The following is a 12995-nucleotide window of genomic DNA, read 5'->3' as shown; positions in this document are numbered from 1 at the left end:
TCCACGTCCATACGGACACTAGCACCTGAAGCTAGCGCGTCTACCAATTCCGCCATCTGGGCAAGTGGCGCGTATGATACCGGGGTGCTGGTTAAATGCAAGACCTGAAAGATAATTTTATGGCGCAAATCGCACAATTGCTGCTTAAGGTGGTTGGGTCATGGAACATGCAGCGCTATACTGGCCCCATGACCAAACAAAATATGACGTTTTTCAGCTTACTGCCTATTAACGCAGTCGCTGACTATCCCTACCCGCAGCGACTATCCGCTGCTGTTTTTGTCCGCCTCCCGCAAATGCAATTAAGGATGTCGATCGCATGAAGTATTGGACGTTGAGTGATGATCCGCACGCCGAGCGCGAGGCGCAAAAATATGATAATCCGGCGCCTAGTCGTGAGTATCTGTTAGCGGCGTTGGAAACGTACGGCAAACCGATTACCCATGAAAATATGAGCCGCATGCTGGGCATCGAGGACGAAGATCACCTTGAAGCCGTTCGTCGCCGGATGGCGGCCATGGAGCGTGATGGTCAAGTGTTGCGTGACCGTCGCGGCGCTTATGCATTAATTGATAAACTTGATTTGATCAAGGGCAGCGTACTGGGGCACCGGGACGGTTTTGGCTTCTTGATTCGTGATGATGGTAAAAAACCGGATCTGTTGTTACCTCCTCGCCAGATGCGTCGCGTGTTCAGCGGTGACCATGTATTGGTCCGTATCAGCGGCACAGACCGCCGTGGCCGCGACGAAGCGACCATTGCCGATGTAATCGCCCGCAATACGCAAACAATGGTGGGTGTATATCGCAGCAATACGCCGGAATTTGGCATACTGATTCCTGAGAACCCACGTATTACTCAGGAAGTTATTATTCCTCACAGTGCCAGCGCTGGGGCGAAGGATGGCCAGGTGATTTCGGCCAGAATTGTTCAGCAGCCGGCTACCCGCGTGCAGCCTGTGGGTGAAGTGATTGAAGTGTTGGGGGAGCGTATGGACCCCGGCATGGAAATCGATATCGCGATTCGTAGCTACGATATTCCTGCTGAATTTCCGCCTGAGGTGCTGGATCAAACCAGCGGCATTTCAGCGGAAGTGCTGGAGGAAGATAAAAAGCATCGCGTTGACCTGCGAGATACACCGCTGGTTACGATTGATGATGAGTCTGCCAAGGACTTTGATGATGCCGTGTGCGCGTGGCAAACCAAATCAGGCAGTTGGAAGCTACTCGTCGCGATTGCGGATGTCTCTCACTATGTGCGTCCGGGGACGGCGCTGGACAATGAAGCCCGCACGCGGGGCAACTCGGTGTATTTCCCGGGGCAGGTGGTGCCCATGCTGCCGGAGCTTTTATCCAACGGTCTTTGCTCGCTCAATCCGAACGTGGATCGCCTGGTAATGGTCTGCGAGATGAATATTTCCAAGACCGGGGCGATTAGCCGCTACTCCTTCTATGAAGCCGTGATGAACTCTCATGCTCGCCTCACCTATAACACAGTGGCGGCGATGCTCGATAACGAGAGCGAAGAGGGCAATGCGCTGCGTGAGGAACACCGCGACCTGGTGAAGCCGCTGCAAAACCTGCATGAGCTTTATCACTTGCTACGCGGGGCTCGTGAAGAGCGTGGCGCGATTGATTTTGATACCACTGAAACGGCGATCATCTTCAACGACGAGCGCAAGATTGAAAAAATTGTGCCTCGTAAGCGTAACGATGCGCACAAGTTAATTGAAGAGTGCATGCTGGCCGCGAACGTTGCGACCGCACGTTTTCTTGATAAGCACGACCTGCCCGCGCTGTACCGTATTCATGAGCGGCCAACGCCTGAGCGATTGGATAAGCTGCGCTTGTTCCTGAACGAGTTGGGCCTTTCAGTGGGTGGAGGCGATATGCCTACGCCGCAGGATTATCAGGCGCTACGTGAGGCAATTATTGATCGCCCTGATGCCGATATTATCCAGACGGTTATGCTGCGCTCCATGAACCAGGCGGTGTACTCACCACAAAATGAAGGTCACTTCGGCTTGGCATATCAGGCGTATGCGCACTTTACGTCGCCGATTCGTCGCTACCCTGATCTGCTCGTGCACCGTGCCATTCGTTCGGTCATCCGGGGGCCGCGTCAAACCAATACCGTCGTGCGCGTTGACGGAGCGCCGGTCGATCCGCCGAGTAAATGGTGCCCTTATACGTTTGAGCAGATGCTTGAACTTGGCGAACACTGCTCAATGAGTGAGCGGCGCGCCGATGAAGCGACCCGTGATGTAGAAAGCTGGCTGAAGTGCGAGTTTATGTCCGACAAGCTGGGCGAAACCTTTGAAGGCACGATTGCATCGGTTACCCAGTTTGGCTTGTTTGTGCGTCTGGATGCGTTCTATGTCGAAGGCCTGGTGCATGTGACGTCGCTGCCGTCGGATTATTATCACTACGAGGCTGAGAAGCATCGCCTGAAAGGCGAGCGTACCGGAACCACCTATCGCTTGGGTGATGGCTTGACGGTGCAAGTGGCACGCGTCGATATGGACGACCGGAAAATTGATTTCAGTTTGACCGACGATAAGCCTCGCCCGCGCCGCCAGCCGCGTAAACGCCGCAGTGGCGACACTAATGAGGCGGCCGCTCCCCAGAGCGACGCTGCGCCCAAGAAAGATAAGCCATCTACGCGTCGTGGCCCGCGACGTACGCGTCAGTCAGCGCCCAGGAGAAGTTAAGTATGAAATCGGCGTCGTCTCGACGTGGTGCACGTGCTACGGTACGTACGCCGGATGGGCTGGACCAGGTCTATGGTATCCACGCCTTGCAAAGTTTGTTGGAGCGCGGTGAAACGCCGCGCGAGCTATGGGTTCAGCAAGGAGCCGGTAGCCGTTTGGCCGAAGTGGTTGCTCAGGCGCAAGCGCGTGGTGCGCGAATTAAAGAGCAGCCGCGTGACCTGCTGGACCAGTTGACCCAAGGGGCCGCGCATCAGGGGGTGGTAGCGTTCTGTCCGCCACTTACGCCTGAAGGCGAAGAGTCCTTGTGGTTAAAGCTGCGTGCCTGGCAGGCGCCAACGCCGCCGCTTTTGCTAGTGCTGGATGGCGTGACAGACGTGCATAACTTTGGTGCCTGCTTGCGCAGCGCCGATGCCGCGGGGGCACATGGCGTTATTGTGGCAAAAGACAAGGCCGCACCGCTAAATGCAACCGTGCGTAAAGTGGCTTGCGGTGCTGCCGAGGTAGTGCCGGTTTATCAGGTCACCAACATGGCGCGTACGCTTGCCAAGCTTAAAGATGCAGGCGTATGGATTACCGGTACAGCAGGTGAGGCCCAAACCAGCGTATTTGAGATTGATTTGACCGGCCCTACTGCGCTAGTAATGGGAGCAGAAGGGAAGGGCATGCGACGTTTAACGCGGGAAGCCTGCGATAATCTGGTCAAGCTACCCATGGCTGGGCAGGTTTCAAGCCTTAATGTCTCTGTGGCTACCGGGATTTGTTTGTTTGAGGCAGTACGACAACGCCAGCTTGCAAGTTAACCCTGTGCCCACTAGAATACCTGCGCCCGTTTGTCTACAGGCGGGCGCAGATGTTTACGTTGGTTAAATACCAATACGTTAGTTGAACACCAGTTCTGCTTAATGCCTTAATTGCCGTTTGGCGGTAAGTTGAGTGCATTTCAGTAACTCCTTGCTTCCCTGTCGTCGTTCTCGCTTGCGCGGGGCACACACCGGAAGCTGTCAAACCGCAAGGAGATCTCATGCGTCATTATGAAATCGTGTTTATGGTCCACCCGGATCAGAGCGAGCAAGTGCCGGCTATGGTCGAGCGCTACACCAGCATCGTTACCGAAAACGCTGGTACTGTACATCGTCTTGAAGATTGGGGCCGTCGTCACCTGGCTTACCCGATCAACAAGATTCACAAAGCCCACTACGTGCTGATGAACGTTGAATGTACTGGCGAGACGCTCGAAGAAATCGAGAACATCTTCCGCTTCAACGATGCCATCATCCGCAGCCTGGTTGTACGCTGCAAGGAAGCGGTTACTGAAGCTTCTCCGATGATGAAGCCGGCAGAAGAGAAGCGTCCGCGTCGCGAAGACAAGTCGCGCGCTGATGAGTCCGAGTCTGATTCAGACGTCGAAACTGCCTGATTCTATCCACTGCACGTTTTAAGGAGCTAATCCATGGCACGTTTTTTCCGTCGCCGTAAGTTTTGCCGCTTCACTGCTGAAGGCGTCAAGCAGATCGACTATAAAGATCTGGACACCCTGAAAGCCTACATCACCGAAACTGGCAAGATCGTTCCGAGCCGTATCACCGGCACTAAAGCACGCTACCAGCGTCAGCTGGCGACTGCTATCAAGCGTTCGCGCTACCTGGCGCTGCTGCCCTACTCCGATAGCCACCAGTAAGCGTTTAACGTGATGCTGGCACTGGCAAGATGGCTAATGCGAGGGCTGCCTTACGCCGTAGGCGGGGCAGCGCTGGCCACGTTAGTGCCGTGGCTGTTTTGGTTAGGTGCTGCTATTGCTGCTTTGGTAACCCTGCGTAAAGGTTTTGCACCTGCGCTACCGGTTATTATCGCAGCGGCGCTACCCGCCGGTTTTTGGTGGTCGCAAGGCGATGTTATTCCGCTGGCCAGCGTATTGCTGGTAACGCTGATGGCGGTTGTCCTGCGTGAACGGATGCGTTGGAGTGAAGCGTTGCTGGCGGGCACATTCGTGGCTGCAGCAATGGTACAGTTCGGCATCTTTAGCCTGCCAGGCGACATGGGGCCAATGCTTGAGCAACTACGACAAGGCTCTCCGGACGTTGATCGTATGCTCACAGAGTTGGCTAATCAGGGGTACGATACCCAAATGCTGGCTGCCATTGTGGTAGGGGGCGTTACGGGGCTTGTGGTTCTGATTGCGTCGATTGCATGTTTAGCCTTGGCGCGAAGCTGGCAAGCGGGGTTATATAACCCGGGCGGGTTTCGTGAAGAGTTTCATGCGTTACGACTCGCACCTAAAGAGCTTGCCGTGTTAGCGGTGCTTTGTGTGGTCGGCATGATGCTTGGGGGGCATGCGTTAGCAGTACTTGGCTGGATACCACTACTCGTTGCCGGCATTGCGTTAGTGCATGGTTATATTGGATTAAAGGGGATGAACGGGCTGTGGCTGGTGGCATTTTATGTGCTGCTGATCACGACCTGGCCCACGATTCTCATTGTGCTGCTGTTGGGGCTTATTGATACATTCGCGAACATTCGCGCACGCCTTGCCCGCGGCAATTGACAAGAGGTTTACGAGATGGAAGTCATTCTGCTCGACAACATTGGTAAGCTGGGCGGCCTGGGTGACAAGGTCACTGTTAAGCCTGGTTATGGTCGTAACTACTTGGTGCCTTACGGCTTAGCCGTACCGGCCACCAAAGAGAACGTTGAAGCGTTCCAGGCGCAGCGTGCTGAGCTTGAAGCTCAAGCGGCTGAGCGTAAAGCAGAAGCCGAAGCGCGCGCTGAGCAGCTGAACGACATTGAGCTTTCGCTTGTGTCTAAAGCTGGCGACGAAGGCAAGCTGTTTGGTTCTATCGGTCCGCGTGATCTGGCCGACGCTATTTCCTCTGCTGGCATCGATGTTGCCAAGAGCGAAGTGCGTATGCCGCAAGGCCCGATTCGTCAAACTGGCGAATACGACATCGACCTCCACCTGCATGCAGAAGTGGACGCCGTTGTTCGCGTGGTAGTTGTCGCAGAGTAAACTTTGCTGCTGCTATTAACGCCAAAAGGGCGCGGGATTTCCCGCGCCCTTTGCTATTTAAGCCCTTTGTTATTTAAGCCCTGTGCTATTTAAAGAAGGTCTATTTCCAAGCGGCTAGTGGTTTATTGAAAGCCCTGAGCGTTTAGAAATAACCCTTTATGCGATGACCTACCGGTGGTTGCTAACGGTTTGTCCGATTAAGATAGTGGTCTTTGTCGGCTATGCTGCACTATTGAAAGGAGCTCGCTATGGACCAGCCTTCTGCTGATCAGGAAACGGCAGCGCTGAAGCTGCCGCCGCATTCGCTGGAGGCGGAGCAGTCGGTGTTAGGCGGGCTAATGCTGGATAATCAGGCGTGGGATACGGTTTCCGAGCGCCTGGTAGCCGATGACTTTTATCGTTATGAGCACCGCTTGGTGTTTAACGTCATGATTCATCTGGCGGAATCTGGGCAACCCCTTGATGTCATCACCTTGTCAGAAGCGCTTGAAGAGCGAGATCACCTGGATACCGTGGGGGGCTTGGCTTTCCTGGCAGAGCTTGCCCGCAATACGCCTTCGGCGAGCAATATTCGCGCCTATTCGGATATTGTGCGTGAGCGGGCAACGCTTAGAAAGCTGATCCGGGCGGCGAATCAGATTGCAGAAGGCGCCTTTGCCCCCCAAGGACGGCCAGCCGATGAGCTGCTTAACGAAGCTGAGCGGTTGGTTTTTCAGATTGCTGAGGAGCGCCCTAAAACGGGTGGCCCGATTGGCATGAGCGAGCTTCTGACCAAAGCGGTTGATCGCATTGATGAGCTCTTCAACCTGAAAGGCGAAATGACGGGGCTATCAACCGGCTTTCGTGATTTGGATGAGATGACCTCGGGTCTGCAGCCATCGGACCTTGTCATCATCGCCGGACGCCCCTCTATGGGTAAAACCACGTTTGCGATGAACCTGGTAGAGCATGCGGTTATCGCCAGTGATAAGCCGGTGATGGTGTTTTCCATGGAGATGCCCGCTGAATCGCTGATGCTCAGGGTGCTGTCATCGCTTGGGCGCATTGATCAAACCCGCGTGCGCTCAGGGCAGTTGGAGGATGAGGATTGGCCGCGCCTAACGTCGGCGGTCAATCTGCTTAAAGACAAGCAGCTCTTCATTGATGACACCGCTGCGCTTTCACCTAATGAAATGCGCTCGCGTTTGCGCCGTGTCGTGCGTGAGCACGGCAATATGGCGCTGATCATGATCGACTACCTTCAGTTGATGCAGATCCCCGGTTTTTCTGAAAACCGCACGGGGGAAATATCGGAAATTTCGCGCTCGCTAAAAGGCTTGGCGAAAGAATTTAAATGTCCGGTAGTGGCGCTTTCTCAGCTTAACCGCTCGCTGGAGCAGCGCCCCAACAAGCGCCCGGTCATGTCAGACTTGCGGGAATCAGGCGCCATCGAGCAGGATGCGGACGTTATCGCCTTTGTCTATCGTGATGAGGTGTATAACCAGGATAATCCAGATAATCAGGGCTTGGCTGAACTCATTATCGGTAAGCAGCGTAACGGGCCTATCGGAACGGTGCATATGGCGTTTATCGGCAAATATACCCGTTTTGAAGATCTGGCTCCCGACAGCTATGGCGCAGCCTTTGGTGACTAGGGTTTGTACGAAAAGTCGCTGAGCGAAGGCCAGACAAGGCAAAAATCAGCGAAAAAACGGAGTTTACATGTGTAAATGAGTATTTTGAGCTGATTTTTAACGCCGTATGGCCGAGCGCAAGCAGTTTTCGTACAAAGCCTGGAGTGAGGGTGTGACCAGCATCACACCCTTGATATATTGAGCATACGGAAAAAGAACGAACGGGAGTAATTCATGGCAGGTGGTTTTCGGCGTGGTAATCGTCAGCGTCTTCCCAAGCTTCAAGGGCGCGGAGAACTTCAGGAATTAGAGCGCGAAGGGCCTTTTAAAGAGTGGCTGGGTATGCCAGACCTTTATCGCTATCAGCTGGTCGTTGATGGTGAGAAGTACAGCTACCAAACAGAAGATGCTGAGCTTCCGGTCGCTATCGGCGATAACGTGGTATTTCGCTACAAAGAGACCAAGGGCGGTAACTGGATTGATCGTAACTCGCTTGGTAAGGCGATTGATCCTTCTGAATATCAGTAGCTTGGCTGTGTTAATAGACTGATGGCCTGGAAACCTCCTGAAAAGTTGCCCTCTTGGTCAATAAGTGCCAATGTAAGGTAACAGGAATGTAATAGGACGCAGTCATACTGGGTCCTATTGTTGTATCCAATAACAGGAGGGAATCATGGAACTGAAAGCGCTCAAACAGTTCGTCGATAGCCACGATAATTTCGAAATTCGCGTTATTACGCATTCGGGTAGTGGTTTTTATCAGCTTGAACTTGAAGATGTAGAAGGCGCGCGGCATATGCTCACCCAACGTGGTAAGCCCATGCTGTTTCGCTCGTTAGATGATGTGTATTTGGAGCTAAAACGTGCGGGTATTCATCGCGCGTATCTGGTTCAACATGTGCCTCAGGACGAAGTCATTGGTCGTGACGCGCATTACAGCGAGCCGCTAGCCTCACGAATGCCACTGGTTTTTTAAAAAAGCGTTGATGAATCACTCTGTGCATTGACTGAATGCACACAACAGTTAGCGTAACGTTTTTCCCACCCTCGCCTAAACCCTAATACGGTGACAGGCAAAGAAACAGCAGCCTGCATTCATCACTTCTCGCAGGCTCGGTATGCAAAAGCCCTACCAGGCGCCGGTCGCCCAGCGCTTTATATCGTGGCTCGGCTGCATCCTGGTCAGCGCATTGCTTGAACCGCTTAACTTGCTTCTATTCGGCGTGCTTCCCAGGCGCTTTGCTTCTGACCACCTTGCCTCTATTTTTTTGAGTATTTTGCCGCTATGCGCTTAAAGCGTATTTGAAATATGGCGCGGGCGGCGGAGTGCCACTTTACCGGTGGTTATACAAATGGTGTTGATAGTATAACTTTATGCCGCGCCTTATCGAAAAGTGTTAAGATTTTTGATAATTAGAAGCTGTCTTTGGAGTAAGCGTAATGACCGATAGCATTGTGATGGACCAGCTGGGCGAAGGCCGCTTGGCCCATGCGTCCAGTGATCATCCGGCCGTGCCTCGGGCAAAAGTAGGTGTGGTACTGGCTAACCTGGGTACACCCGATGCCACCGATTATTGGTCGATGCGACGTTATTTAAGTGAGTTTCTCTCCGACAAGCGGGTCGTGGATTATCCCGATTGGAAGTGGCAGCCGATTCTTCAACTAATTATTTTATCCAAACGGCCTTTTTCGTCGGGTAAAGCGTATAAAAGCATTTGGAACACCGAGCAAAACGAAAGCCCGCTACTCACGATCACGCGGGCGCAAACCGAAAAACTCACGGAGCAACTTAAGGCCTTATACGGCGACAGCGTTGAAGTTGATTTCTGTATGCGCTACGGCAATCCTTCAACGCGCAGCGTATTAACGCGGATGAAAGAAAAGGGCTGTGAGAAGATTGTTTTCTTTCCGCTCTACCCGCAGTACGCCTCACCGACCACTGCGACCGCTAATGACGAGGCGTTTCGTGCCTTAATGAAGATGAAGTGGCAACCCTCTATTCGCACGGTGCCCGCCTATTTTGATCACCCTGCTTATCTACAGGCACTGGCGAATTCAGTAACAGATGTTTACGCCGAACTTGAAACGCGGCCCACCAGGTTAGTCGCCAGTTACCACGGCGTACCTGAGCGCTATTTGATGGAAGGCGACCCCTACTATTGCCAGTGCCAGAAAACCACACGGCTCCTGCGAGAAACGCTAGGCTTTAGCCAAGAGGAAGTGGATACCGCCTTTCAATCACAGTTTGGTCCTGAAAAGTGGGTGGGGCCTGCAACGGTCGAGCACGTAGCCGCGCTTGCCAAGCAGGGCCATAAACATATTGCGATTTTATCGCCTGCTTTCTCCTCCGACTGTGTAGAAACGTTAGAAGAAATCAAGGAGGAGATCCGCGATAGCTTTATGGAAGCAGGCGGCGAAACGTTTAGTTACATTCCCTGCTTAAACGATCGTAATGATCACATAAAGGCGCTGCTGAACATCGTAAATAACGAGCTTTTAGGTTGGCTTCAACAGGCGTAATGAACCGATAATCAAGGCGTTATAAGTGGCGATGAGGTAACGATAAGCACGCTATCTATTTGATTTTGAATGATTGCCTGGTAACACGCAGTGGCCTGTTATAGAGTCTACGACTTTATGATCACCTCGCGTGTTTAAAAGAAGCGCTGTTAGCTCTAAGGCTTTCAGCGTGCTCGTTAAAATCTGGTCAGAGCGCTTAAGACAGGGTTCTTAAGGCATGGGGCTTAAAACAGAGCAGTTAAGAGAGAGCAGTTAAAGAGCAGTGCACAGGGATGGTGACCACTACTCACCGCGAGAGGAATTGACGCTCAACGAACCCGCTTCATCATGGGGCAGATACACAGGAGATATCGCTAGATGCAATTCGCCGTTTTGATGGGGTTTGTATTAGCCGCGTTGGCACCACTTATGCAGCGCTGGTTTGCAGACCGTACGAGTTTGGTATTGGCCCTTTTTCCTGCGCTCATCGCTGCGTGGCTATTTTCTCAAGCACCCACGGTCATCAATGACGGCCCGCTGCTAATGGAGTGGCAATGGGTACCTTCGTTAGGTATCAGCCTCACCTTTATGCTGGATGGTTTGTCCTTACTGTTCGGCTTATTAATCAGCGTTATTGGTGCGTGTGTGTTGGTGTATGCGGGGAGCTACTTAAAAGGCCACCCGGATATCGCGCGGTTTCATATCGCGCTGATGGCTTTTATGGTGTCCATGCTGGGGCTAGTGTTGGCCGATGGGCTGATCACGCTGTTTATTTTTTGGGAGTTAACCAGCGTTACTTCGTACCTGCTGATCGGGTTTAACCATACCGATATGCAGGCCCGTAAGTCGGCTCGCCAAGGACTTTTTGTCACCTTTGCGGGTGGGCTTGCGTTAATGGCCGGGCTTATCTTGCTGGGCATCGCCAGCGACCAGTGGTCGTTAACCGATATTCGCGCAATGGAAACCGACCTGCGAGAGCATGCCCTTTATACGCCCATGCTCATCTGTTTGCTGCTGGGGGCTTTCACCAAGTCAGCTCAGTTTCCCTTTCATTTCTGGCTGCCCAACGCCATGGCAGCACCTACACCCGTCTCGGCTTATTTGCACTCCGCCACCATGGTTAAGGCCGGTATTTACCTTATGGCAAGGCTTCAACCTGAACTGGGCGGGACGGCACTTTGGATAAGCATTCTCTCTGTGGTGGGCGCTATCACGCTGCTGCTGGGCGCCTTCATGGCTATTCATCATACGAACATTAAAAAGCTGCTGGCTTACTCAACCATCATGGCGCTCGGCACGTTGACGATGCTGTTGGGCATTGGTACTGAGTACGCCATGACAGCATTCGTAACTTTTTTGCTCGCACACTCCCTCTACAAGGGGGCGTTGTTCATGGTGGCCGGTATTCTCGATCATGAAACGGGCACCAAGGATGTCACCGCAATGGGCGGGTTAAGGTCTTTGATGCCGGTGACGGCCACCATTGCATTGATAGCGGCGCTATCACTTGCTGGGGTGCCGCCGTTGCTTGGCTTTATTGGCAAAGAGCTTAAGTTTGAAGCGGTGCTGGGCGCAGGGGATTTTCAAGGCTTGCTAGTCGTGTTCGCATTTGTCAGCGCGATTATGACTATCGCCGTGGCGGCGATTGTTGCGCTACGGCCTTTCTACGGCAAGCGTCACGAAACCCCAAAAACGCCGCATGAAGCACCTTTCGGCATGTTAATGGGACCCGCACTGCTAAGCGTAGGCTCGCTGGTTTTTGGCCTGGCGCCCGCCATGTTTGGCGTTGATGCTCTTTTGACGTCAGCGGCAAGTGCGGTGGCTGGGCAGCCGAGAGAAGTGGCGCTGTCACTTTGGTACGGTGTTAATGCGGCGCTGATAATGTCCGTTGTTAGCCTGGGATTGGGCTTTTTGTTGTTCAAGTACTGGGACAGCGTACGAGGCAAGCTTACGCTGCTGGCCCCTCTTATGCGCTACGGCCCGGAAGCGGGCTATGAAGGCTTGTTAAATGGCCTGGTACGGTTTGCGGAATGGCAAACCCGAGTGCTGCAAAACGGCTATATGCGCAACTATATTTTGGTCATGCTGGTCGTGCTGATTACGCTGTTGGGTAACTCCATTCTGGTGCGTCACTCTCCGCTGTTAGCCTTTGAACTTGATGTACGGTTTCATGAGGCTATCGTCGTCGGCACAATGGTGATGGGTGCCCTGTATGCAACGATCACTCGCTCCCGGCTGGGCGCCGTCGTGTCAGTGGGTATTATGGGGTTCTCAATCGCGCTGGTCTTTATTCTTTTCAGCGCCCCTGACCTTGGGATCACCCAGCTTCTGGTTGAAACGCTCACGGTTATTTTACTGGTGCTGGTACTGTTCAGGCTGCCTCGCTTCTCGCATCTTTCGACCAGCCTGGAGCGTATTCGCGATGGTTCGGTAGCTGCGATGATGGGCATCTTGATTTTCCTTCTGATCATGACTGCCTGGAGTATTAACCAGTTCGAGTCCATTTCTACCTATATGGTTGAAAACAGCGCACCGCTCGCTTTTGGCCGCAACATCGTCAACGTAATTTTGGTGGATTACCGGGCGCTGGATACGTTGGGCGAGATGTTTGTACTGGCGCTAGCCGCCATTGGCGTTATCGCTATGCTGAAGCTGCGCCACGAGCCAGAAAGCGCTAAGCCCACCAATGACAGCGGGAATACTGATAGCAGGGAGCCGTACGATGGTTAAATCGGGAACGATTATTTTAAACACGGCGGCCCGCTTTCTAATGCCGCTACAGCTTATGTTTTCGATATTTTTGCTGCTTCGTGGACACGACGAGCCCGGCGGTGGGTTTATTGCAGGGTTAGTGGCGGCGGGGGCGTTTACCTTGTATCTGCTGGCGTTTGGCGTCAGTGCCACAAAAGAGGTATTACGGATGGTCGACCCTCGCGACTTGATTGGCGTGGGGCTGTTGTTAGGCATGATTTCTGTTGTACCTGCCTGGTTTATGGGTCAGCCGTTTTTAACCGCGCAGTGGTGGACCATTCCGGTTATTGATTTTAAAGCCTCAACCCCGCTGATTTTTGATATTGGCGTTTACTTGGCGGTGTTGGGGGCGGTGATTGGCATGGTGATGGCGTTGATGGAGGTGGATAAGGATGAGCCTTAACGTAACAGGAGGATA

14 protein-coding genes are annotated in these 12995 nt (G+C 53.1%); all 14 read left to right on the top strand.

Going from position 1 to position 12995, the window contains the following annotated elements:
* Nucleotides 1–95 precede the first annotated feature (95 nt).
* On the top strand, nucleotides 96–323 hold the full coding sequence (locus tag CZ787_RS07600) for a hypothetical protein (protein ID WP_140398978.1): 228 nt from the start codon (nucleotides 96–98) through the stop codon (nucleotides 321–323).
* The gene (rnr, locus tag CZ787_RS07595) at nucleotides 320–2710 is read left to right on the top strand and encodes a ribonuclease R (protein ID WP_087107804.1); all 2391 of its coding nucleotides are present in this window, start codon (nucleotides 320–322) and stop codon (nucleotides 2708–2710) included. Before CZ787_RS07600 ends, rnr begins: the two co-directional genes overlap by 4 nt.
* A 2-nt stretch (nucleotides 2711–2712) precedes the next feature.
* Entirely contained in the window at nucleotides 2713–3510 is a 798-nt protein-coding gene (gene rlmB / locus CZ787_RS07590) for a 23S rRNA (guanosine(2251)-2'-O)-methyltransferase RlmB (protein WP_087107802.1), read from the top strand.
* Between the two features lie 221 nt (nucleotides 3511–3731).
* The gene (rpsF, locus tag CZ787_RS07585) at nucleotides 3732–4127 is read left to right on the top strand and encodes a 30S ribosomal protein S6 (RefSeq protein WP_087107800.1); all 396 of its coding nucleotides are present in this window, start codon (nucleotides 3732–3734) and stop codon (nucleotides 4125–4127) included.
* A 33-nt stretch (nucleotides 4128–4160) separates the two neighbouring features.
* Nucleotides 4161–4388 (top strand): 30S ribosomal protein S18, encoded by a 228-nt coding sequence (gene rpsR, locus CZ787_RS07580; protein ID WP_009097135.1) that lies wholly within the window; start codon nucleotides 4161–4163, stop codon nucleotides 4386–4388.
* Nucleotides 4389–4400: 12 nt separating this feature from the next.
* Nucleotides 4401–5252 (top strand): hypothetical protein, encoded by an 852-nt coding sequence (locus tag CZ787_RS07575; protein ID WP_087107798.1) that lies wholly within the window; start codon nucleotides 4401–4403, stop codon nucleotides 5250–5252.
* 15 nt (nucleotides 5253–5267) lie between these two features.
* Nucleotides 5268–5714 (top strand): 50S ribosomal protein L9, encoded by a 447-nt coding sequence (gene rplI / locus CZ787_RS07570; RefSeq protein WP_087107797.1) that lies wholly within the window; start codon nucleotides 5268–5270, stop codon nucleotides 5712–5714.
* 248 nt (nucleotides 5715–5962) lie between these two features.
* Nucleotides 5963–7348: a replicative DNA helicase gene (gene dnaB / locus CZ787_RS07565; protein ID WP_087107795.1), complete on the top strand. Its 1386-nt coding sequence runs from the start codon at nucleotides 5963–5965 to the stop codon at nucleotides 7346–7348.
* A gap of 213 nt (nucleotides 7349–7561) precedes the next feature.
* Nucleotides 7562–7855, top strand: a complete 294-nt coding sequence (locus CZ787_RS07560; RefSeq protein WP_087107793.1) for a hypothetical protein — start codon at nucleotides 7562–7564, stop codon at nucleotides 7853–7855.
* Between the two features lie 145 nt (nucleotides 7856–8000).
* Entirely contained in the window at nucleotides 8001–8303 is a 303-nt protein-coding gene (locus CZ787_RS07555; protein ID WP_087107791.1) for a DUF6482 family protein, read from the top strand.
* Nucleotides 8304–8445: 142 nt separating this feature from the next.
* The gene (locus CZ787_RS18830) at nucleotides 8446–8622 is read left to right on the top strand and encodes a hypothetical protein (RefSeq protein ID WP_176372190.1); all 177 of its coding nucleotides are present in this window, start codon (nucleotides 8446–8448) and stop codon (nucleotides 8620–8622) included.
* Nucleotides 8623–8767: 145 nt separating this feature from the next.
* Nucleotides 8768–9847, top strand: coding sequence for a ferrochelatase (hemH, locus tag CZ787_RS07550; protein WP_087107789.1), 1080 nt, complete (start codon nucleotides 8768–8770; stop codon nucleotides 9845–9847).
* Nucleotides 9848–10204: 357 nt separating this feature from the next.
* Nucleotides 10205–12556 carry a putative monovalent cation/H+ antiporter subunit A gene (locus CZ787_RS07545; protein WP_087107787.1) on the top strand — a complete coding sequence of 784 codons (2352 nt, stop codon included), beginning with the start codon at nucleotides 10205–10207 and terminating at the stop codon, nucleotides 12554–12556.
* A complete protein-coding gene (locus tag CZ787_RS07540) occupies nucleotides 12549–12980 on the top strand; it encodes a Na+/H+ antiporter subunit B (protein WP_087107785.1) in 432 nt (143 codons plus the stop codon). Before CZ787_RS07545 ends, CZ787_RS07540 begins: the two co-directional genes overlap by 8 nt.
* Nucleotides 12981–12995 lie beyond the last annotated feature (15 nt).

The sequence above is a fragment of the Halomonas citrativorans genome (genome assembly GCF_900163645.1).
In the GTDB taxonomy this organism is placed as follows: Bacteria; Pseudomonadota; Gammaproteobacteria; order Pseudomonadales; family Halomonadaceae; genus Vreelandella; species Vreelandella citrativorans.
This window is presented reverse-complemented; position numbering and strand designations above follow the sequence as displayed.